The organism is Shewanella sp. GXUN23E (assembly GCF_050865035.1).
Classification (GTDB): Bacteria; Pseudomonadota; Gammaproteobacteria; order Enterobacterales; family Shewanellaceae; genus Shewanella.
In genome coordinates this window covers 1-23,145 of record NZ_JBOZWP010000014.1, presented here as the reverse complement: position 1 = coordinate 23,145, position 23,145 = coordinate 1, and the positions used below count along the sequence as shown (strand labels likewise).

Annotated in this window: 13 protein-coding genes; 12 read left to right on the top strand and 1 reads right to left on the bottom strand. The window is 55.9% G+C overall.

Annotated elements, in window-relative coordinates:
• Positions 1 to 34 precede the first annotated feature (34 nt).
• The 10 genes from ACRRUX_RS12890 (at position 35) to tldD (ending at position 19,774) form a co-directional block, all read left to right on the top strand.
• Positions 35 to 4,486 carry a DUF6701 domain-containing protein gene (locus ACRRUX_RS12890; RefSeq protein ID WP_432530927.1) on the top strand — a complete coding sequence of 1,484 codons (4,452 nt, stop codon included), beginning with the start codon at positions 35 to 37 and terminating at the stop codon, positions 4,484 to 4,486.
• A 284-nt stretch (positions 4,487 to 4,770) separates the two neighbouring features.
• A complete protein-coding gene (locus tag ACRRUX_RS12885) occupies positions 4,771 to 8,307 on the top strand; it encodes a DUF6701 domain-containing protein (RefSeq protein WP_432530925.1) in 3,537 nt (1,178 codons plus the stop codon).
• A 360-nt stretch (positions 8,308 to 8,667) separates the two neighbouring features.
• Complete coding sequence (locus ACRRUX_RS12880) at positions 8,668 to 9,717, top strand: rod shape-determining protein (protein ID WP_432530923.1); 1,050 nt, start codon at positions 8,668 to 8,670, stop codon at positions 9,715 to 9,717.
• 35 nt (positions 9,718 to 9,752) lie between these two features.
• Positions 9,753 to 10,628, top strand: coding sequence for a rod shape-determining protein MreC (gene mreC / locus ACRRUX_RS12875; protein ID WP_432530921.1), 876 nt, complete (start codon positions 9,753 to 9,755; stop codon positions 10,626 to 10,628).
• On the top strand, positions 10,625 to 11,113 hold the full coding sequence (mreD, locus tag ACRRUX_RS12870) for a rod shape-determining protein MreD (protein ID WP_432530919.1): 489 nt from the start codon (positions 10,625 to 10,627) through the stop codon (positions 11,111 to 11,113). Before mreC ends, mreD begins: the two co-directional genes overlap by 4 nt.
• Positions 11,114 to 11,713, top strand: a complete 600-nt coding sequence (locus ACRRUX_RS12865) for a Maf family protein (protein WP_432530917.1) — start codon at positions 11,114 to 11,116, stop codon at positions 11,711 to 11,713. It begins immediately after the preceding gene.
• A gap of 114 nt (positions 11,714 to 11,827) precedes the next feature.
• Positions 11,828 to 13,336, top strand: a complete 1,509-nt coding sequence (rng, locus tag ACRRUX_RS12860; RefSeq protein ID WP_432530915.1) for a ribonuclease G — start codon at positions 11,828 to 11,830, stop codon at positions 13,334 to 13,336.
• A complete protein-coding gene (locus ACRRUX_RS12855) occupies positions 13,336 to 17,514 on the top strand; it encodes a YhdP family protein (protein ID WP_432530913.1) in 4,179 nt (1,392 codons plus the stop codon). The genes rng and ACRRUX_RS12855 overlap by 1 nt, the downstream gene beginning before the upstream one ends.
• Positions 17,438 to 18,295, top strand: a complete 858-nt coding sequence (locus ACRRUX_RS12850; protein ID WP_432530911.1) for a carbon-nitrogen hydrolase family protein — start codon at positions 17,438 to 17,440, stop codon at positions 18,293 to 18,295. Before ACRRUX_RS12855 ends, ACRRUX_RS12850 begins: the two co-directional genes overlap by 77 nt.
• Before the next feature lie 30 nt (positions 18,296 to 18,325).
• A complete protein-coding gene (tldD, locus tag ACRRUX_RS12845) occupies positions 18,326 to 19,774 on the top strand; it encodes a metalloprotease TldD (RefSeq protein ID WP_432530908.1) in 1,449 nt (482 codons plus the stop codon).
• A 148-nt stretch (positions 19,775 to 19,922) separates the two neighbouring features.
• Here tldD and ACRRUX_RS12840 read toward each other — a convergent pair whose 3' ends face one another.
• Positions 19,923 to 20,579: a DNA-methyltransferase gene (locus ACRRUX_RS12840; RefSeq protein WP_432530906.1), complete on the bottom strand. Its 657-nt coding sequence runs from the start codon at positions 20,577 to 20,579 to the stop codon at positions 19,923 to 19,925.
• 918 nt (positions 20,580 to 21,497) lie between these two features.
• Between ACRRUX_RS12840 and ppiC the strand changes: the two genes are divergently transcribed.
• Together ppiC and ACRRUX_RS12830 are read left to right on the top strand one after the other, a co-directional pair.
• Positions 21,498 to 21,776 (top strand): peptidylprolyl isomerase PpiC, encoded by a 279-nt coding sequence (gene ppiC / locus ACRRUX_RS12835; RefSeq protein WP_432530904.1) that lies wholly within the window; start codon positions 21,498 to 21,500, stop codon positions 21,774 to 21,776.
• A 59-nt stretch (positions 21,777 to 21,835) separates the two neighbouring features.
• Positions 21,836 to 23,145: recombinase family protein (locus tag ACRRUX_RS12830; protein ID WP_432530902.1), on the top strand; the 1,310-nt coding region annotated here is incomplete at its 3' end.

The following is a 23,145-nucleotide window of genomic DNA, read 5'->3' as shown; positions in this document are numbered from 1 at the left end:
ATTCAGTAGCATTCCTGCATAAAGGCGTGACCCTATGGGCAGTTTGTGGCCATTTCCTGCGGTATTCTTCATTCGATTCTTTGGGCTGTGCAGCCTGCTGGCAACACTGGTGCCGGCGGTGGCTGCGCCTTTGCCCGCCTGCAAACAGATCTTTACCGATCCCGTCACCGGGTTACATCAGGGCGCATTAAAGCTGCCCGGTGGGCTGCGTAATCTGGGCAATATCAGTTGCAGTACCCTGACATCCTGCCCGGATACCTTTCCTGACGAGCTGTCTCCCGGCGATTACCGTTTCGGCAGCGGCCATTTCAGTGGCATTTCTGCAGTCGAACCCAAGGGACCGACTGTGCGCCTGTATTTCGACAATCTGTATCTGGATGCGACCTGGTTCAATGTGGATTACGGCTATGGCGATGCGGCCAATCTGGTGATCTATGTGGCCGGTAACCTGACCATGCGCCGTGGCAGCAAGATCCATGGCATAGTGTATGTGGCCGGCGCGGCAGATATTGATGTGACGTCGGAAATTACCGGTGGTCTGGCAACCGGTGGCGCCATGGCTCCCTGGTGGGTTGATAGAGTCGATGTGGATTTGGGGGCGGTAGAGCAGGCTGATTTTGGTCCGCTGTGCCCGTCTGCGGTGGGGAATGCCCTGCCGCTGCAGTTTGGTCATGCCACAGCGTCCGCCGTGACATTTGAAACGCCTTTCCCGGCGGGCACCCGGCCGCTGGTATTTCTGATGCCGACCGTGCCGCAAAACAATACCAATCGCAGTGCACCGGCGGCGGCCTTCCTGACCAGTGTCGATCGCTATGGCTTCAGTTATCAGGCACAAACAGCGCCGGGTGGTGGCGGCAGTCCGCTGGTGACCCCGGTAGACTGGATCGCGGTATTACCCGGGCGTCACTGGATAGAGACTCCAACCGGTAAACAATTGCTGGTGGCCGGCACCGAAGAGCTGGATGAGGCCAATCGCGCCGGCAGCCGTGGCAGTTACGAAAGTGTCTGGCTCGATCCCGGGCTGACCTCGGTGCTGACCCAGCTGCAAACCAGCAATAACCCCTGCTGGCTGACCAGCATTGGGGCCCGTCCCTCAGCCTATTCCAATGAGCTTTGGCTGACCATGGAAACGTCCGGGGCGAACCGGGGCAATATCTGTTATCCGGGCGGGGTGAATCTCAATCACCTGCGCGACGAACAGGTTGCTTATCTGGCGATGGCGCCGGGCAAGGGCACTTTCCTCACCCCTCAGGGAGAGATTCGTTTTCAGGCCGGTTCCGGCCAGACAGCAACCGGTAATCGTCGTCAATCACTGGCGCAGCAGTGCGGTCATATCACAGATTTGGCCCGCGACTGGTTTGATAAAGCGCCGGTGCTGGTCGGGGGGCTGGGCAGCCGCCATGACAACGATGGTGGCTGGCTGCGGCGTTGTCAGCTCAATGATCAGCAGGTCAGTATGGTGGTCGATGAAAGCGCCTATCTGAACCGTGAGCACCGCGCCGAGACATTCAGCTTTGTGGCGCTGGAAAAGCCGTCCGAGGCCAGGATGGAGTGTCTGCCGATAGATAACTTTTCCCGGGATGATTTGGGGGAATCCTGGGTATCTGCCAATCTGCCGGGCTCAGCCATGCCACAAATCCGCAACGGCCGGCTGGTGATTACCCAGAACCGGGCTGATCAGGCGGCATCACTGACGTATCGTTACCTGTTCCCAGCTAATGCCAACGCCATTCGGGTGTCCTTCGACTATTACGCCTGGCACCGTGGGGGCGGACGCGGTGGTGATGGTATGGCCGTGGTATTTTCCGATGCCCGTCAGTCACCTTCTCCCGGTGGCTTCGGCGGAGCACTGGGCTACGCCCAGCGAAACCGCGACGGTCGCCAGTATCCTGGTTTCCATGGCGGCTGGCTGGGGATTGCCCTCGATTCCTGGGGTAATTTTTCCAGCGCAGAAGGCGGCAAGGTGGGAGGGCCGGGAACCCGGCCCAACTCAGTAGCGCTGCGGGGCGCATACAACACCGGCTATGCCTATCTGGGCGGTGCACCGGGTAATGACAGCAGCACGGCGCAACTGTCGCCGCCGCTGGAGCTGGCCGACAGCAGCTATCCAGGTCCTGGCGATCATTACACCTTTTTACTTGATACCCGTCAGGCGGATGCCAGTTTTGTGTCCGTTGATCGGGCGCTGGCCAGCGGCGGCCGACAGCAGCGTATTCTGAGTAATTTTGACATCAGCAACCGGGTTGCCGGTCAGCGACAAAGGCCCGAGGAGTTTTATATCTCCCTGACCGGCTCTACCGGGCAGGCCTATAACGAACATGCGATCGATAACTTCCAGGTATGTGCGATTCAATCGTCGCAGGTGCAGGAGGAGATCCACCATTTTGAGTTTGAATATGCCGGATCACCGCTGGCCTGTGCGCCACTGACGGTGACGTTGAAAGCCTGTCTCAACGCCAGCTGCAGCGAGCTGTTCATGCCAGAGGTCAGCGCCGATTTAACTCCCCGCAATGGCGGCTCGGTCACCTGGCTGGGAGCCAATCAGCAGCCGCTGGGCACCAACACGGTGCGGTTCGTCGGCGGTCAGGTGCGTTTGTATCTGAGGCAGACCAGTGCCGATCCGCGGGATCGGGTCACCCTGGGCGTCAGTGACTCCAATCCTTCCACCATGCCTTACAGTCAGACGCTGTGTTTCGGTGGCAACGGTCAGTCCAGTTGTCAGCTCAGTTTCGCTGAGGCCGGTTTTCTGCTCGATGATGTGGTGACCTATGCCGGCAGGCCGGTGTCCATGCGTCTGCAGGCGGTAAAAAAATCCGACAACAGTCTTCAGTGTCAGCCGGCTTTTGGTAATCAAACCAAATTACTGACCCTGTCTGCCGACTATCATCAGCCCAGACATCCACCGCTGCTGAGCAGTGATGATGCGTTCACTGTTCGGCAGCAGGGAAGTACTCTGGCACGTTTGCCCAAAGGGTCCTCAGCGCCAGTGTCGGCCTATGTCAGCTTTGATCGTTATGGCGTGGCACATCTCGATTTGACCTACCCGGATGCCGGTTGGCTCAGTCTTAATGCCACCTATCGGGGCAGCGGACAGGACAGTGGTCTGGTGATGAGCAGTACCAATGGCAGCGTACGCAGTGTACCGGCCGGTTTGTGCCTCACACCACCGGCCGGGGCGGTATGCCGTGTGGGCGATCCCGCTAAATGTGGAGCGTTTATGCGTGCCGGGGAAGGGTTTCCGCTAAGTCTTTCTGCTCATGGCTGGCAAAGCGACCGGGATGATAATTACTGTGACAATCCACTGACCCCGGCCTTTGAAATGGCTGACATTGCCCTTGGCAGTGAGCTGGTGGCACCAGCGGGGGGCCATTCCGGAAACCTGAATGTGACTGCCAGGGATATGAGCATGGGAATGGCGACTCAGGTTGAGCAGGCGATTGATGAAGTGGGGGTATTTCGTTTTACCGCGGGCAATCCGACGACTTCGGATGGCCGTCCTGTCTATTATCTGGATGCCGGGTTACCGATAGGTACGGGGGCAACGCCGCCACTGGGACGCTTTATTCCCGCAGGATTCCGGCTTTCCGAAGGCATTCTGAGCCCGGGCTGCAATACCGGCTTCAGTTATATGGAGCAACCTTTTGGCGTTGGCTTTAAAGCCACTGCCCTGAATATGGGCTATCAGCAGACATTCAATTACACCGGTGCTTTCGCCCGGGCGACGGCGGGTCTGGTGGCGGAGAATGCCGACGACGGCAAGCCGCTGGACGCCAGACTGACAGGTTTGCCTGCGCTGACCTGGCAACAGGGACAGGCGGTGCTGCCGGCATCCTCATCCGCGGAATTTTACCGGCCACAGGCCCCGGCAGTGGACGGGCCTTTCGATGAGCTGGCGGTGGGGGTTCGCATACAGGATAACGATGGTGGTCTGGCCGTAATGACCGGGGCTGATATGAATAGCTCGGTGCAGGGTGACTGTCGCAGTCTGGGATGTGATGCGGTAAGTCTTGGCAGTCAGAAAATGCGCTTTGGCCGGGTGCGGATGGATAACGTCTACGGCCCGCAAAATGCCAATTTATCCATGCCGGTTACGGCCGAATACTGGAACGGGCAGCATTGGTTGCCCAACCCGCTGGATCAGTGCACCAGCCTGCAAAGTCCGGGGTTGCCTCAAAAGGCGACTGAGTATCGTCCGCCGCTGCAGAAAGGGCAGCATATCAGTCGTGGTTTGCCTGCCGGTCAGAGTCATTTCCGCGATGGCCGCTTCTCGCTTGTCTGGCATAACCGTTTTAACCCGGGAGGCAATGCCGATAGCCGTTACTATCAGGGCGAGATCAGTGCGCCGCTGGCGGTTCCCCACTGGCTCAAGTACTACTGGCAGTGGCGCAATGGCGTGACGCAGGAGAACAGCGATCCCAGAGCCAGTGCGTTTTTCGGTCGTTACCGTGGCGATGACAAAGTGATCTACTGGCACGAGATCAACTAGCGTCCGCAGACGCTCCGACAACCTCGTTACAGCGGGATGTCGGGGCGGGGCCTCTGGGGCGACTTTTTAATCTGTTTTTGATCTTGTGCACCATAAATTGCTGGACAATCCACAGTGGGCAGAGACAATTGCTCGCGAAGTTTATCCAATTGATTTGAAGCAGTTTATGGAAGGTCTGGCCGCTGGTTGTCAGTCACCTTTCTGTTGCCAGAGAGGTGATGGTGTCTCCCCGGTTTTGCATAACAATAATAACAGTGCTCTTGGGGCTGCTCCCTGTTACCGCAATGGCAGTGGTGCAGTGCAGCGATATTTTTACCAATCCGCCGACGGGTAACCACGGCGATGCCCTCAAGCCGCCGGCCCATGTCTGGCCACCTCAATCCGGCAGTTATCTTGAATGTGTTGATGACAAACATCTGGGGGGGAATGTTTGTACCACCGACAGGCCCTCGGCCAGCAAGCGTCAGTGGTTCGCGGCCCGCTTTAATGCCGGGGATTATGCTTATGAGGAGGGGGTATTCAAGCACTGGGTGTCAGTAACCACACCACAGAAAACAACCCGCTTCTATTTCAAGCGACTGGAGCTGGCCAATTCAACTCTGAATGCCAGCCATGACGAATCTCACCTGATTATCTATGTTGAGCGCAATCTGACGATCACCGGCACTCCGGAGATTGACGGGATCCTGTACGTCAGGGGAGATGCGGAGATCAGCGGTAACGTTGATCTGGAAGGGGGATTGGCCGCAGGTGGTAGTCTGGATTTCGGCGAAAAGAATTTTGATTTTGAAGACGAGGCCATCAAAGACGCCGATTTTGGCGGTATGTGTGAAAACGGTGACGTACAGCCTCCGGTTCATGTTGAATATGGGCGCAGCCTGACACAGACCGGCAGTGGCAATGTGGTGTTCGATATCCCTTTCCCTGAGGGCATTAAGCCGTTGGTGTTTTTGATGCCAACCATCAGCGAGACCGAGCCAGAACGCGATCTGCCTGCAACCCTCAAACTGACTCACATCGACAGATTCGGTTTTTCCTACGAGCAATATGCTGCGCCCAGACGTCACGGAAATGGCACTGTCAGGCCCATGACCCAGGTAGACTGGCTGGCGGTCTCCCGCGGCGAATATAACCTGCCGCAGGGGCCACAGTTCAAAGCCGGGGTGCTGTCGGCGCAGCGGGCTCTGGGACTGGGAGGCGATGCCTGGATGCCGGTAACGTCATCGGGGCGATACAATGTATTTCTCACCCAGCGTCAGGATGATACCCAGAACTGCTGGCTGACCTCGCTGGCGCAGGTGTCGCCAACCGGGCTGGATGTGGCGCTGGATACTTCCGAGGTGCGTGACGTCACCAGCTCCAATACGCTGGTGTGCAGGCCAGGTGGGGCTGCCAGCCTCAACAACGTACCGGTAGCCTATATGGCGCTTGCTGCGGGTAAGGGGACGCTGATGCTGAACGGCAAGTCACTCCGTTACGAATTTGGCCGGGGACGGACAACCCCCAGTAACCAGATCACTTCGCTGACGGAACAATGCCGTTTTCTCAATGATTTTCAGCAGACATTTCAGTCAAGTCCGGTAGTGATTGCCGGTAAACAGAGTCGTCACGGTGGTGATGGCGGCTGGCTGCGTCGTTGTCGCCTGAGCCGCGACAGCCTGTCGATGGTGAATGACGAAGATCTCTATAACGACGTCGATCGGCAGCATGTTGGTGAAGGGTTTGGGTATGTGGCGTTTGAGTGGACCGATGCTCCTTTGGCACCGGTGCATCATTTTGAACTGTCATACAGCGGCAGCCCGCTGGCCTGTGCGCCGCTGACGGTCACGGTAAAAGCCTGTGACAACGCCGATTGCAGCAGTCTCTACCCGGCACCGGTGCGGGTGGCGCTCAGTGCCAGTTCGCCGCAGGCAAAGTGGACTCCCGCCAATCTTGAGCTCAATGGTGAAGCACAGGTACTGCTCAGCCATCTCCCGTCCACACCTCTGACCATCGACGCGACGACAGCGACCAGCCCGGTGCTGGCACGAACCCTGTGCCGGGCCAATGGCGGTGCGGCATCAACGTCGGCCTGTACCCTGAGTTTTGCCGAAGCCGGTTTTTTGATTGATGATCAATCAGCTTATGCCGGTCAGACATTGACGACCCGTATTCAGGCGGTACGTCGCAGTGACAGCGCCCTTGAGTGCCAGCCAACCTTCGGCGGGCAAACCAAGCCATTGACGCTCAGTCGTGAAGATTTGACGCCTGTCGTGTCCAGAGCTGAGCTGACTGCGGGTCGCCAGATAGTTGCACCGGCCGGCAGCGTTCACCACCTCAGTTTTGATGCCGAGGGTATTGCCACTCTGGATTTGCAGTTTGCCGATGCCGGCCATTTGTCGCTCAATGCCAGCTATGCCGGAACCGGCGAGGATGAAGGGCTGGTGATGAGCAGCGTCAATGGCAACCTCAAATTTGTGCCCTACGCGCTTTGTGTCAGTGCCCCGGCAGAGGCTGAATACCGGGCGCTGGCAGATCCTGCCTACATCACAGCGGGCAGCGAGTTTCCGCTGGCGGTGTCGGCGCATGCCTGGGGAGGCGTTAATGCGCCCCTTTGCCAGGCGGCAGTCACGCCCTCGTTTGCCTATGACGGTATTGAGCTGCACAGCGAGTTTGCCCGGGCCTATATTCCTGAATCGGAACGTAACGCCAGCTGGCTGGACGGCGTGGTCAGTCCCGGCTCCTATGACCATGGCAGCGGCAGTGCAACAGAGCTGCAGATCAGTCAAACCGAAGTTGGGGTGTATCACCTCAGTGCTGGGCTGCCGGATGGCGTCACCTATCTGGACTCAGGATTGCTTGTCCAGGCGGCCAAGTCATTGCCGCTGGGACGTTTTGTGCCTGCCTGGTATCAGGTGTCGGGAGTGGAGCTGATGCCCACCTGTGGTGCCTTCAGCGGCGGTACGGCATTCAGCTATATGGATCAGCCGATGCCACTGTCGATGACACTCACTGCCCAGAACACGGCCGGACAGCAGACTTATAACTATCAGGGCTGGCTGGCCCGGGCTCAGGGGATGCTGGTTGCCGAGAACGCTGACAACGGCGTCGATCTCAGTGCCAGAGTCAGCGCCTTGCCCGGTTTGCTCTGGCAGGTCGGCAAGGCCGGGGTGAGCGGCTCTGCGGTCAGTTTCAGCCGCACCTTACCTCCCCATGCTGATGGGCCTTTCAGTCAACTTGGCATTGGCCTGACCGTGCTGGATGGTGATGGGGGACTGGGAAGTATCCGCGATGCCGACATGAATCCCGAGCTGGCCGGCGCTGCTGGCGGCATGACGGCCAAACAGCTCAATACCCTGGATCTGCGCCATGGCCGGGTAACACTGCACAATACCTATGGTCATGAAGCCGCGACCCTTGGCATGCCTCTGGCCGCCGAATACTGGCACAATGGCTGGCGGGTGAATACCGATGACCAGTGCTCCCGGGTGCAGCCAGGCAGTGGCGGCCAGATAAACAGTGCGCTGGCGCTTCAGCATACTGACGACACCCTGGGCTACCGGTATCAACCGGCGCTGATACCCGGGCAAGCCATCAGCCGTGACGGCCGTGGCGCGCTGATTCGCGGACGCTTTGAGTTGCAGTGGCTGGCATTGAGTAGCGGCAGCAGCACGCCATATCGCGGTAAAGTTACTGCGCCGGTGGCGGTTGCGCCCTGGCTCAAGTGGTACTGGAACTGGCAGGGGGATGCGCCGACACGCTTGCAGGACCCGCGGGCCAGCGCCGTTTTTGGCCGACATCGTGGTCACGACAAGGTGATATTCCACCGCGAAGTACTGTGAGTTTCGATACCGTGGCAAAGGAGTATGTCGGGCATCGCTTCTATGGGATTTCTTACGCTTTTGAGGTATTCATGCCAAAGATCCGGATAATGGCCAAACTGCCTGACTTTGTTACTTGAGTGACCATGGTTTTTTGTGTCATTCCATTGGCATTTGTGCCGGGTTTTGACGCCCTGTCCAGCCGCCCTGAACAGTGAAAAGTGTCGAAAAATTCGAGCTTGCCGGAATTACGGCGTGCAAGCGCAAAAAAATTTAACTCATTATGGATTGTTAACCTCTGCGCTATTGTGGAAACAGGGGCGCATTGATAAAGTTAGCGGGTTTGAATTCTCAAGAATCCACCGATTACAGGCTAGATACATGTTCAAGAAGCTGCGAGGCGTTTTTTCCAACGATCTGTCGATCGATTTGGGTACCGCGAATACCCTGATTTATGTGCGTGAAGAAGGCATTGTCCTGAATGAACCTTCCGTGGTGGCAATTCGTGGTGAGCGTACCGCCAATGGACAGAAATCCGTTGCTGCCGTAGGTACCGAAGCCAAGCAGATGCTGGGTCGTACACCCGGTAACATTCAGGCCATCCGTCCGATGAAAGACGGTGTAATTGCCGATTTCTATGTGACTGAAAAAATGCTGCAGCACTTCATCAAGCAAGTGCACAACAACAGCTTTTTCCGTCCAAGCCCACGCGTGCTGGTGTGTGTGCCTGTAGGGGCCACTCAGGTTGAGCGCCGTGCAATCAAAGAATCTGCCATGGGTGCCGGCGCCCGTGAAGTCTATCTGATTGAAGAGCCAATGGCGGCGGCTATCGGTGCGGGTTTGCCAGTTTCTGAAGCGACCGGTTCCATGGTGGTGGATATCGGTGGTGGTACCACTGAAGTGGCCATCATCTCGCTGAACGGTGTGGTGTATTCATCTTCTGTCCGTATCGGTGGTGACAAGTTTGATGAAGCCATTATCAATTATGTGCGCCGTAACTACGGCAGTCTGATCGGTGAAGCCACCGCAGAACGTATCAAGCACACCATCGGTACTGCCTACCCAGGCGACGAAGTACTGGAAATCGAAGTGCGCGGCCGTAACCTGGCAGAAGGGGTACCGCGCAGCTTTACCCTCAACAGCAACGAAATCCTTGAAGCACTGCAGGAGCCGCTGTCCGGCATCGTCAGTGCTGTGATGGTGGCGCTGGAGCAGTCTCCTCCGGAACTGGCGGCCGACATTTCCGAGCGTGGCATGGTGCTGACCGGTGGTGGCGCATTGCTGCGGGATCTGGACCGTCTGCTGATGCAGGAAACCGGTATTCCGGTGATGGTGGCGGAAGATCCGCTGACCTGTGTTGCCCGTGGTGGCGGTCGTGCGCTCGAGATGATCGACATGCACGGCGGTGACCTCTTCTCCGAAGAGATCTGAGAATCCAGGGCGGTGAAAACCGCCCTTGTCGTTCTATGAAGCCTATTTTTGTCCGCGGTATCTCTATTCAATTGAGACTGACACTGGCCATTGTACTGTCGGTGGTGCTGATGTTGGCCAACGACAGGCTCGAGCCTGTGCGTCAGTCTCTGTCTTCCGTTCTCAGTCCGCTGCAGTACCTGGCCAATGTGCCGGGCATTTTGCTGGACTGGTCTGCCGAAAGTCTGGCAACCCGCAACATGCTGGAAAAGCAGAACAAAGAGCTGATGCGTCAGCAATTGCTGATGAGTGAGCGGTTGCAGCGTTTCGAGCAACTGCGTCAGGAAAACGATCGCCTGCGTGCCCTGCTGGGCTCCCCGGTTCACATGGACGCCCGCAAGATGGTGGCCGAAGTGATGGAAGTCGCCAGCGACCCTTATCGTCACTATGTGGTGCTCAACAAGGGCAGCGACAGTGGCGTGTTTGTCGGCCAGCCTGTGGTGGATGCCTTTGGTGTGGTAGGGCAGGTGACTCAGGTATCCAAGCTGACCAGCCGGGTCCTGCTGGTGTCCGATGCCAGCCACGGCTTGCCGGTCAGACTGGCGCGCAACGATGTGCGCCTGGTGGCCAATGGCACAGGGGTGCTGGATGAAATTGAACTCAAGCATGTGGCCAAGAGTACCGACATCAAGGTCGGCGACCTGCTGGTGACCTCTGGGCTGGGGCAGCGTTTTCCGGAGGGTTATCCGGTCGCGCGGGTCACTCAGGTGATTAAAGACGATGGGCAGACCTATGCCAGCGTGATTGCCCGGCCATTGGCGGCGCTTGATCGCATTCGTTATGTGCTGCTCATCTGGCCTGAGCTGGAAGACAGTAGCACTCCTGTATTTGCTGAACCCGAAACCCTTGCCGATGCTGAGGTGAAATCATGAGTTATCAGGCTGCACACGGCCGCTGGCTCGTGTGGCTCACCATGCTGCTGGGACTGATGTTCCAGATTATGCCACTGCCCAATCTGGTGGAGAGCTGGCGCCCTGACTGGCTGCTGCTGGTGCTGATTTACTGGGCCATGGCGCTGCCTCACCGGGTCAATATCCTGACCGCCTTTATGATGGGGATTGCGCTGGACGTGCTGCTGGGCTCAGTGCTGGGCATTCGCGCGCTGGCGTTTTCACTGGTGATCTATGTGGTGGTGCTGCATTTCCAGAGGCTGCGAAATTTCCCCCTGTGGCAACAGGCCTTTGTGGTCGCCCTGCTGGTGAGTTTTTATCATCTGGTGGTGTTCTGGGCCGAGTTTGTCATTGATGCCGCGCATTTCAATGTGGGGCTGTTTCTGCCGGCGGTTTCCAGCCTGTTGCTGTGGCCCTGGGTTTTTATGATGTTGCGTCGTCTGCGACGCCACTACAAGGTGAGATAAATGACGCTGGTACTGGCTTCTACATCGCCCCGCCGTCGCGAGTTGCTCGCACAGGCCTTATTCAGCCGGACAGACTGTTGTGCCGCGAAGCAGGGATTTGAGCTGGTTGCCCCGGATATTGATGAATCTCATTTGGCCGGAGAACGGCCTGAGGATTTTGTGGTGCGTCTGGCGCGGGAAAAGGCCCATGCCGGGTTGGCACTGTGCGCTCAGATGACTGCGCCGGTGGTGCTGGGATCAGACACCATAGTGGTGTGCGATGGGCAGATCCTCGGCAAGCCGGTGGATGAAGCAGATGCCGCAACTATGCTGCGCCAGCTGTCAGGTCGTCAGCATACTGTGATGACGGCGGTAGCAGTGACTGATGGCAGTCAGACGCTGTCTGAGCTGGTGTGCACCCTGGTGCGCTTTTGTGAACTGTCGGATACTGACATTCAGGCCTATATCGCTACCGGCGAGCCGATGGACAAGGCTGGAGCCTATGGCATTCAGGCGATTGGCGGCAGCTTTGTCGATGCTATCGATGGCAGCTACTCGGCCGTAGTGGGTTTGCCTCTGGTGCAAACCCGAAACCTGTTGAAACGCTTTTCTACGCTGTGACGGTGGGATTTTTCGACCAATCACGGCACAATTATACGAATAAATACCGGCGCAATCTGTCGCCGGTCAGATAATGAATTTGACAGCCCAAGTGGGCACCCGCCGGGGTGAGTCGTGGATCGCAGCCGCAATAATAATCAAATACCAGCCCGTAAACTGGGCTCAGAACTGCTTATCAATGTAACGCCGTTTGAAGCCAGGGTTGCCCTGATCGAACACGGCGTCCTCCAGGAAGTCCATGTCGAGCGCCATATGAAACAGGGGCTGGTGGGCAACATTTATAAAGGTAAAGTCACCCGGGTATTGCCGGGCATGCAAGCCGCCTTCGTGGATATCGGTCTGGACAAGGCCGCCTTTCTGCACGCTTCTGACATAGTGCCTCATACCGAGTGTGTGGCCGACGTCGAAAAGGGCAACTTTGTGGTGCGCGACATTGCCCAGCTGGTGCGCCAGGGGCAGGACATCATGGTGCAGGTGGTGAAAGATCCCCTGGGTACCAAAGGCGCGCGCCTGACCACTGATATCACTTTGCCTTCCCGTTATCTGGTGTTCATGCCTGGATCCAGCCATGTGGGCGTATCCCAGCGCATTGAATCTGAAGAGGAACGTTCCCGCCTCAAGCGTATTACTCTGCCTTATGTGGATGACGACGGCGGATTTATTATCCGTACCGCGGCCGAGGGTGTGGGCGAAGAAGAGCTGTCCCAGGATGCCGCCTTTTTGCGCCGGGTATGGGCCAAGGTCAGCGAGCGGCGCAAGCGCCGGGGCATCAGCCTGCTGTATCAGGATTTGCCGCTGCAGGTGCGGGTGGTGCGGGATTTTGTCGGCGCCGATCTGGATCGGGTGCAGGTGGACTCGAAAACCACTCACTATGAGCTGACTGAGTTTGCCAGTGAATTTATGCCGCAAATGGCCGGTCGTATTGAACTGTATTCAGGCAAATCCCCCATTTTTGAACTCTATGATGTCGAGAACGAGATCAAACGGGCACTGAATCGCAAGGTGGAGCTCAAATCCGGTGGCTACCTGATAATCGATCAGACCGAAGCCATGACGACTGTGGATATCAATACCGGTGCCTTTGTGGGCCATCGCAATCTGGAAGACACCATCTTCAACACCAATCTGGAGGCCACCCAGGCGATTGCCCGGCAGCTGCGACTGCGCAATCTGGGCGGCATTATCATTATCGACTTTATCGATATGGTGAACGAAGAACACAAGCAGCGGGTGCTGGACAGCCTGCAGTCTGCACTGGCCCAGGACAGGGTGAAAACCAATATCAGTGGGTTCTCGGGTCTGGGGTTGGTGGAGATGACCCGCAAGCGCACCCGCGAAAGCCTGGAGCATGTACTGTGTGAAGAGTGTCCGGCCTGTCGCGGTACCGGCAGCCTGAAAACGGTGGAAACCGTTTCTTATGAGATCCTGCGGGAACTTATTCGCCTGGATCGCGCCTATGTAGTAGATGAGTTTATGTTGTACTGCTCGCCAGCCGTCCATGATCAGCTGTGCAGCGACAATGGCCAGCAAATTGCTGAGCTGGAGGTGTATATCGGCAAGCGCATCCGGGTGAAGAGTGAGCCTATGTACGCGCAGGACAAATATGATGTGGTAATGGTTTAGTGAGCCAATCTTCCGCTTTTGCCCGTTTTTCCCGACTCTGCGGCCAGTTGTTGGCGGTAGCGCTGATCCTTTTTGCGCTGACGGTCAGCCTTATTCGGGGATTGCTGCCGCAGCTGGATAATGTGCGTCAGGATCTGGTGCAGATGCTGGAGGCAGACTACGGCATTCGGGTGGAAGTCGGTCAGCTGGAGGCGCAGTGGCAGGCCTTTGGTCCGGCGCTGACGGTGCGGGATCTGGTGTTGCCGGTGCAGGACAAATTACCGCTGACCCTGGATGTTGAACAGGTGCAGGTGAAGCTGGATTTCTGGGAAAGTCTGGTCACCTTAAGCCCACAAATTGAAGATGTGTTGTTTGATGGTGTGCGGGTGCAGCTGGATCTTGAGCGCCTCAAGCAATTGTCCGCCGCCCAGCAGGGCAGTGCCAATCTCGACTGGCTGTACCGGCTGCTGCTGGAGCAGCTGCAGCAGTTTTCTATCTCCCGGTTGTCGCTGGAACTGCGCAGTCCCACTGAGGATCTAAGTCCTATCTTTCTGCAGGATCTGCATTGGCTGAACACCAATGGCAGGCATCAGGGACAGGGCGCCTTATATCTGGACAAGGACGCCTCTGATAAAGAACGGCTGACCCTGATGTTCGATCTCAAAGGTGATGGCAACCGTCCTGATTCCATTCGCGGCCAGGCGTACCTGGCTGCCCAGGCGCTGGATCTGGGTGAGTGGGCTTCCCGTAGACCCAATCCATACGATCCCAAAGCCAGTCTGCCACTTGAAGGTGTGGTCAATCTGCAGGCCTGGCTGGAGCTGGGGCAGCGCCGTATCACCTCGGGCATAGTGGCATTTGCCCCCAGCTATCTGGAGTGGCAGCTCAATCAGCAAAAGCAGCAATTCAGTATTCAGGGCGGGGAGCTGAGCTGGGTGCCGTCTGAGCAGGGCTGGCAAATTTTCAGTAAAGATCTGCAGCTGGAAACCAACGGGCAGGCCTGGCCGGATCCCCAGCTTAGCCTTATCCGTCAGGGCGACGCCCTGTCGCTGCATACCGCGCCTTTGTTGGCGCAGCGGTTGCTGCCTTTGCTGCCGCTGATCCCCGGGATCTCGCTGGATGAATTGCATCAATATCAACAGATGGCTCCCCATGGTGAAATAGGCCCGCTGTCGCTGTACTGGCCGCTGGCGCAATCTCCCCGGGTGCAACTGGCACTGGAGCAGCTGCAATGGTCTGCCACAGAATCTGTGCCCGGATTGTCTGGCTTAACGGCCACGCTGGGCTGGCAGGACGGAAAGCTCTATTTTGCACTGCCAGCACAGCCGCTGACCGTCGATTTTAACGGCGGTTTCAGCCAGCCACTGACTTTTGATCTGCAGCCGCTCAAGGGCCAATTTGACAGTGCCAGTCAAACATTGCTGTTGCCAAATCTGGTACTGGACAATGCTGATTTGCATCTGGTCGCCAACACCCGGCTGGAGCTGGCGGATCAGCCGCTGCTGGCATTGGCTGCCGATGTCAACATCAAGAATGCCGCTCACGCAGACCGTTATTACCCGATAGATGCCATGGGGCAGGATCTGGTGGACTACTTGTCAGAGGCGTTGATAAAAGGCGAAAGCAAAGACGCCAAAGTAGTGTGGAATGGCGAGTTGTCCCGTTTCCCTTATGATGACCACAGTGGGGTGTTTCAGGCGGGCTTCCATCTCAATAAGGCGGAATTTGAATTCCAGCCAGACTGGCCGGCGGTAACCGAGCTGGATCTGTATGCCCTGTTTGAAAATGCCCGTATGGATATTTGGGTGCAAAACGGCAAATTGCTGAATGTTAGCGCCAAAGGCGCCCATGTGTTTATTCCGGATATGGGTGAACATACCGAATTGGGGGTTAAGGCCGATCTGCGCACTGCGGCCAGACATGGCGTGGCGGTGATTAACGCCTCGCCACTGAAAGACACTGTCGGCTCCACGCTGGATGTGGTGCAGCTTGCAGGTGATATCGGCGTTAAACTGGATTTGACCATTCCCTTCTATGATGGCGCAAGTGAACAAATCCTGGGTTCGGTGCAGTTAAAGGACAATCCGCTGTATGTATCTTCGCCCGGCATCGCGCTGACTAATGTCAGCGGTGAGGTGGCATTTCACAACGACAGGGTGACGGCTCAGGGGCTGCAGGCCAAACTCTATCGTCAGCCGCTGCAACTGAGTTTTACCAGCGAATCCCGCGGCAAGGATTATGCGCTCGATCTGGATCTGTCCGGTTATTGGAGACTGAACAAGCTGCCCGAGGAGCTGGATAACCCGCTGAGTGATTACTACCATGGCCGCGCCGATTGGGCAGGTAAGCTGACCATGATTTTTGACGATGGCGGTTATCGCCTGCAGGCGCGTGTCGGCTCCAATTTAACCGGTGTCACCCTGGATCTGCCTGCCCCCTTCAACAAGGCGGCTGACACTAAATTGCCGCTGAATATTGAACTGGTCGGCGATAACCGCGAGACCAACCTGGGGATCCGTATTGGCAAGAAGGCGGAGTTCTGGGGTGGTTTCAACAGCAAATCCGGTTCTGGCCTTGCTCACTATGATCTGTTGTTGGGACGACTGTTTCAGCCGGGTGATGCGTTGAGTAAGCAGCAGGGGCATATCCAGCTGGCACTGGCTCAGGCGGACATGGATGAGTGGATGCCCATCATCGAAGGCTTTCTGCCCGCTGCTGATACAGTAATAAACCTGGAAGGTGAGGATATTGCCGCGACGCCCCGGGGAGATGGGGCCGCTCCGACTCAGCATTCGGCTGACACATCATCTTCACTGTTTCCGCCATTGCAGAGTATTGCCGGTGACATCGGCGAGCTTCAACTGCTAGGACAAACGCTGACGCACCTGAAGCTGTTGGCTGCGCCAACCGATAATGCCTGGCGGATACAGGGAGAATCGCCCCAGTTCGCCGGACATGTCGATTTCTATCCTGACTGGAGCACTCAAGGCATCAAACTGGTGGCTTCGCGTCTGTATCTGTCGTCTCAGACAGGACAGCAACAGCAGACTGACGGGGAGACGCTCGGCGGTACTCATCTGCCGCCGCTGGCGGCGGATGTGGATGATTTCAGGTTTGACGACAAGCCGCTGGGGCATCTGGTGCTGCAGGGCACACCCGCGCCTGAAGGCTATGAGATCCAGACGCTGTCGCTCAGCTCACCGGCGGCCACCCTCAATGGCAAGGGCAAGTGGCTGCATGGCGATGGCCGCAACCTGACCGATATTTCGCTCACGCTCAAGGCCGACAACTTCGATGCGCTGACTGAGCGGCTGGGCATAGATCCCGGCGTCAAGGAGTCATCCCTGATGCTGACGGCCAATCTCAACTGGCAGGGCGCGCCCTATGATTTCACTGTGGCCAGCCTCAACGGCGATGTCAGGTTTGATCTGGGCAAGGGCCATATGTCGCAGATCAGCGACAAAGGCGCCCGCATCTTCTCCCTGTTCAGCATGGACTCACTGCTGCGCAAGCTGTCGCTGGATTTCTCTGACGTCTTTGGTAAGGGACTGTATTTCAATTCTTTTGGTGGTACGCTGCAGATAGATAACGGGGTGGTGAAAACCACAGATACCGAGATGGATGCGGTGGCCGGCAACATGAAGGTGCGCGGCTATACGGATCTGCGCACAGAAAGCCTGAACTATGACATCAGCTTTGTGCCGCAGCTGGCCTCCAGTGTGCCGACTGTGGTGCTGCTCAGCACCAGTGCCTGGACGCTGGGTGTCGGTGCCTTTGCCCTGACCAAAGTGCTGGAGCCGGTGATCGAGGTGATTTCCGAAATTCGCTTTCGCTTGACCGGCACCATGTCAGATCCCAAATTGGAAGAGCTGGAGCGCAAGAGTAAGGAAATTGAAATTCCTGAATCTGTACTGCCCCGGCGGCAGGCCACTGAGCCGGCCGGGACCGAGTCGTCGGTATCGCCCCAATCCAGTAGCGGGCAGTCCAGTACCCAGTCCATTACCGGCCAGCCCGCTGGGACAGATGATGTGAAGCCCGTTGGACGTAGAGAAAATAATGGCGGCAATGCGCAGGCCAGGGTGATCCCCATCCACCGCGGTGTTGCTGCACAGGGAGTGCAAGATGCAGGTCAGTTTGCTGCAGTGTCAAAGCAGTCGGGACGTCAGCGCCAATCTTCAGCAGCTCGAATCGCAGCTTAACCAGTTACCCCGGCAGGCCGACGAGCCACAACTGGTGGTATTGCCTGAGTGTGTGTGCCTGTTTGGCGGTCATGAAGGTGAGCAACTGGCCCACGCCGGAGAGCTGACTGCCAGCGGTCACGACAGCCTGCTCAGGCGCACACTGGCAGACTATGCCCGCCGCTTTCAAATTTGGCTGGTGGCCGGCACCATTCCCGCGCTGGCCGCTGATGGCCGGGTATACAGTCGCTGCTATCTGTTTGATGACAAAGGCCAGGTGCAGGGTCAATATGACAAAATGCATCTGTTCGATGTGGATGTGGAAGACGGCACCCGCAGTTACCGGGAAAGCGATACCTTCTGTCCCGGTGAGCAGATTAGCGTGATTGATACCCCCTTTGGCAAGCTGGGACTGGCGATCTGTTACGATGTGCGCTTCCCGGATCTGTTCCGCGCCCTGCGGCTGGCCGGTGCCGAAATTATTGCGCTGCCGGCGGCCTTTACTGCCGTCACAGGCGAAGCCCACTGGCAAACCCTGGTACAGGCCCGGGCGCTCGACAGTCAGTGCTTTATGCTGGCCGCCGGGCAGTGGGGACGGCACAATCAGGGCAACCGTGAAACCTGGGGGCAGAGCATGATAGTCGATCCCTGGGGACGCATTCTGGCACAGCTGCCACAGGGCATAGGCTGGGTGCAGGCCAAACTGGATTTTGCTGAATTGGCACGGGTGCGTAAAGCCATGCCGATTGTCAGCCATAATAGATTTAAGGCGCCCAAACTGAATACGGGCGTAAATGAATAACCTATCCCACGTGGATTAAAGAGAGAGTCGATGCCATTTCTAACGCAAGTAGGACAAAGTCTGTTACAGCAAGGATTGCAGCTGGACGATCTGCAGTCGTATCTGGATCTTATCCATCAGCACCAGATTGATTTTTCTGATCTTTACTTTCAGGGCAGTCGCCATGAGTCCTGGGTGCTGGAAGATGGCATCATCAAAGAAGGCAGCTTCCACATTGAGCGTGGCGTTGGCGTGCGTGCCATTACCGGCGAGAAAACCGGTTTTGCCTATGCCGATGAAATTACCCCGGATGCCCTGAAAGCGGCCGCTATTGCGGCCCGCGGTATCGCCCAAAGTGGTCAGAGCGGCAAAGTGCAGGCGTGGAAGCGCCGTGGTGTGAATGCCCTGTACGACAGTGCCGATCCCATTGCCGCCATGGTGCAGGATAAAAAAATCGACCTGCTGCGTCAGGCCGATGCCTACATCCGCAGTCTCGACAGTCGCATCATTCAGGTGGTGGTGAGCCTGTCCGGCGTGCATGAAGAAGTGCTGGTGGCTGCCAGCGATGGCACTCTGGCCGCCGATGTGCGCCCGCTGGTGCGTTTCAACTGCTCCATCATCATGGAAGATCAGGGCAAGCGTGAGCGCGGCGCAGCCGGTGGCGGTGGCCGTCATGGCTATGAAGTGTTTATGCAAACCGGCGATGACGGTCTGCCAGAGTGTTTTGCCCATGCCCGCGAGGCGGTGCGTCAGGCTCAGGTCGCCTTGATTGCGGTGGATGCTCCGGCCGGTGAAATGCCCGTGGTACTGGGTGCCGGTTGGCCCGGCGTGCTGCTGCACGAAGCTGTGGGACATGGTCTGGAAGGCGACTTTAACCGTAAAGGTTCCAGCGCCTTCTCCGGCATGGTGGGTCAGCAGGTGGCTTCCGAGCTGGTGACTGTGGTGGATGATGGCACTATTGTGAACCGTCGCGGCTCACTGAGCATAGATGATGAAGGCACGCCAACCCAGAAAACTGTGCTGATTGAAAACGGCATCCTCAAAGGCTATATGCAGGACAAGCTCAACGCCGGATTGATGGGCGCAGCGCTGACCGGCAACGGCCGTCGTGAGTCCTATGCCCACCTGCCCATGCCGCGCATGACCAACACTTACATGCTGGCTGGCGAGTCTGATCCCAAAGAGATTATCGGTTCGGTGAAAAAGGGCATCTACGCCCCCAACTTCGGTGGCGGCCAGGTGGATATCACCTCAGGCAAGTTTGTGTTCTCCGCATCAGAAGCCTATCTGATTGAAAACGGTGAGATCACCCAGCCAATCAAGGGCGCAACCCTGATCGGCAACGGCCCAGAGTCCATGAAGCAGATCTCCATGGTGGGTAACGATCTGGAACTGGACAAAGGCGTCGGGGTCTGCGGTAAAGACGGGCAAAGTGTGCCAGTCGGCGTCGGCCAGCCTACTTTGAAGTTAGACTTGTTAACTGTTGGGGGTACGGCGTAAGCCTTTGCTTTTAAGTGGCGTATGTCTGCACAGCCGGGGCTATTTTTCCCCCTGGCTGTGTTGGTGGCCCCTCGTGTAGCCCACTACACGTCGAGGCCATCTTCCTTGCCAGAAGAAAAAATCCCTCCCGGCCATTGGCTGATAGTTATTATTCTTTTAGCCGTTTTGCAAAATGAGCATGTGCTGAATCTGAAGTATCTGCACCGATAAAGTTTCTTCCCAAGTTTTTTGCAGCAATTAGTGTTGCACCAGAACCAAAAAACGGGTCGGCAATTACCTCTCCTTTTGAGCTGCTTTGAGAAATTAAAGTTTCTATTAGTTGTACCGGCTTTTCAGTGGGGTACCCTCTATAAACTCTTTTATAGGTAAGAATGTCAGGAATACTCAAATCATGGAGTTTTCTTTTACCCTTTTCAAAAAATAATATGTACTCGTGGCGTGCCCTGTAGTGATATCCCATACCTATACTGACTTTGTCCCAAATAATTGGCTTCCAGAATTTAAAGCCAACTTTTTCTGCTATAGGCTTTATGACGAACATCGTTTCCTGATCACAAAATAGGTAAAAGTGAGCATTCGTATTTAAGACGCGATAGATTTCAGCCAACAAACTCTCAAATCGAGCATTTGGAAATATTTCAAACCATTGATTATTAGATGATTTGCTTACTTTTAGTCTCGTGGTCGTCCCTATTTTTCGATGTTTTTCTAAGGATTCATATGGTGGATCAGTGATTATTAGGTCAACGCTCGCGGTAGCAAGCGTTGATAGCCAATTTACGGCATCATCTTTAAATACTTGCATCTAAGCCTTTAGATCAAACTGCTACAAGTGCGTCCTTGCGTGAAAACTTGAGAAGCTACACCTTTATCAAGTCTCCTGCAATCAACACAATAGCTTTGGAAGCCATCAGGGTTCCTGGCTGTAACTCTTGCGGGTGTTTTGCCGAAAGACAAAGGATAGGGATGAAATACATGCTCACCTCCATTGGCTGCAGAGCAATGAGGGCAAGACTTAAATTTTTGTCCCGTGCTTGGGTCAGTCTTGTGGATCATTCCAATATTAAGACGGTTGTTACAACAGCTACATGCCATATCTATCTCCATGAATGACGTATAAGAATTCATCTTAAACAGGTGGAGTGAGGCGGATTGAGATTAGTGTCTGATATTTGAACATATCAGGCGAAATTATGAAGCAAGCATAATTTTGACTCAGCACTAGTGGAGTACACCATTCCCCGTCGGTGCCGCCGAAGAATGTTGATGAAAATGGCGTGGCTTCGACATGGCCATTCTCAAGCATCCATGCCTTTCATGGCATTTGGACTTCCTGTCCGGCAGATTCCTCGCAGGCTCAGTCGATTCATGGGTGAGTATCGCGAAGCGATGTGCTTACGAGCGCGAGACAGGATAGTCGAGCTGGAGGGATTTACAGGGATGTAAATCGAGCGTCTGTCACGTTAGCCAATTTTCGACATAAGCCTGAGGAGTTGTCAGCGTTGGTTGGGGCGTCCTTGGGGTTGTTAGGGGCGTTGGACGAGCAACGCCCCTGACCCGGGTGTGGGCTGGAAGCCCACGATGTTCTGGCAAGCGAAGCTTGCCTTAGAACCAAAAGTTCCAGGCCACTGGAGCAGTAAAACCACAGCGAAGCGTATCTAGAGCCTCCCCTTGGCAAAGGGTATAATTCCCCCAATTTCGACAAAGACAGACAGGTTCCATCGTGGCAAAAACCGCAGCAGCATTACACATATTGGTTAAGCATCAGGAGCTTGCCGAAGACATCATCAAGCAGCTCAACAAAGGGGCGAAATTTGATGTGCTGGCCAAGCGTCACTCCACCTGCCCATCGGGCAAGAAGGGTGGCAGTCTGGGCGAGTTCAAAAAGGGCCAGATGGTGCCTGCGTTCGATAAAGTCTGCTTTACCGGTGAGTTGCTGACGCCACATCTGGTGAAAACCAAATTCGGCTGGCATGTGGTAAAAGTGCTTTACCGCTTTTAACAAACTTTCTGCCGTTGCATAATTCCGACCCTAGTCAAAGGCAGTTCAATGAATCACCGATGGTTACCGCATATAGTTACACAAGATTAAGTACAGAGAGACAGCTCAAAGGACACGGAAAAACCCGACAGGAAGATGCAATCAGGCACGCCTGTGAAGTACATGGATGGACGCTGAGTAGCAAAGGCTATGCTGATATGGGTGTCAGTGCTTGGAAGGGGGTAAATGCTTCTGAAGGCGCACTGAAAGCCTTCATTGACGCTGTGCAAGGTGGGGAGGTTGCCCGTGGCTCTGTACTTATCGTTGAAAACGTAGACCGCCTTTCACGACAGGAAGTCGATAAGAGCATACGCTTGATGCTAGACCTGCTGGATATGGGCATTCAAGTGTTTACCCTCAGCGACAACCGCCTTTATACCAGTGACAGCAGTAACAAGTTTGTGGACTTGATGGTCTGGGGTATCTCTGCTCAGCGAGCGCATGAAGAGTCAGAGACCAAGAGTAAGCGCATTCGGGCAGCCAAAGCCAAGAACAAAGAGTTGATGCGTCAGGGGAAGATTGTCACTCGCAAGTGTCCTGCTTGGCTCAAGGTCTCAGAGGATAAGACTGAGTTTCTTCTAGTGCCTGAGATTGTCCAGATAGTCCGGCGCATCTTTACCATGTACTCCAACGGCTATAGCACTAAGCCTATTGCCATTAAGCTCAATGAGGAGGGAGTACCCTACTGGGGGAAAACTCAGGGCTGGACACATTCCAAAGTCAATAACATTCTCAAGAGTAAATCTCCATTGGGTTACTGCCAGCCGTTGAAACGAGTGGATGGCAAGGATGTACCTGATGGTGAGCCGATTGCCAACTTCTATCCTCCCATCATTGACCAAGAGCTGTGGAGCAAGTGCCAGAGCCTCAAGGCCGCTAAAGCAACCAAGCAAGGTGTCATGCCTAATGAGCCTATGGCGAACCTGTTCAGGGGGCTTTGTAGGTGTGAATGTGGTTCAGGTATGGGTTTGAACTCTTCAGTCATCAAGGGGAAGCGGTACTCGCATTTGCGCTGCTCAGACCTCCATACCAGAGGATGTACTAACCCTACTTGGTCGTACCGACAAACCGAGACAATTATTCTGTACGGACTTAAAACAATGGATTGGTCATCAGTGATAGGTGCTGACACCTCTGTCATTGAACTGAAGCGGCAGGAACTGGAGAGTTGCAGGGTTAACCTGGAGACAGCCATAGCTGAGGCTGAGACCGCCTACACCGCATTAACCCTGATGGTCAGTAGTAAGATAGCCCAGCGCAAGCTGCAAGAGGCTGAGGAGCGGGTAGCGAAGGTGGAAGCAGAGCTGCAAGACCTTGAACTTGAGGTGCG

Excerpts from the sequence above, each read along its gene's own strand:
- ACRRUX_RS12890 (WP_432530927.1), top strand. The coding sequence starts at position 35 with ATGGGCAGTTTGTGGCCATTTCCTGCGGTATTCTTCATTCGATTCTTT.
- ACRRUX_RS12885 (WP_432530925.1), top strand. The coding sequence starts at position 4,771 with ATGGCAGTGGTGCAGTGCAGCGATATTTTTACCAATCCGCCGACGGGT.
- ACRRUX_RS12880 (WP_432530923.1), top strand. The coding sequence starts at position 8,668 with ATGTTCAAGAAGCTGCGAGGCGTTTTTTCCAACGATCTGTCGATCGAT.
- mreC (WP_432530921.1), top strand. The coding sequence starts at position 9,753 with ATGAAGCCTATTTTTGTCCGCGGTATCTCTATTCAATTGAGACTGACA.
- mreD (WP_432530919.1), top strand. The coding sequence starts at position 10,625 with ATGAGTTATCAGGCTGCACACGGCCGCTGGCTCGTGTGGCTCACCATG.
- ACRRUX_RS12865 (WP_432530917.1), top strand. The coding sequence starts at position 11,114 with ATGACGCTGGTACTGGCTTCTACATCGCCCCGCCGTCGCGAGTTGCTC.
- ACRRUX_RS12850 (WP_432530911.1), top strand. The coding sequence starts at position 17,438 with ATGCAGGTCAGTTTGCTGCAGTGTCAAAGCAGTCGGGACGTCAGCGCC.
- tldD (WP_432530908.1), top strand. The coding sequence starts at position 18,326 with ATGCCATTTCTAACGCAAGTAGGACAAAGTCTGTTACAGCAAGGATTG.
- ACRRUX_RS12840 (WP_432530906.1), bottom strand. The coding sequence starts at position 20,579 with ATGCAAGTATTTAAAGATGATGCCGTAAATTGGCTATCAACGCTTGCT.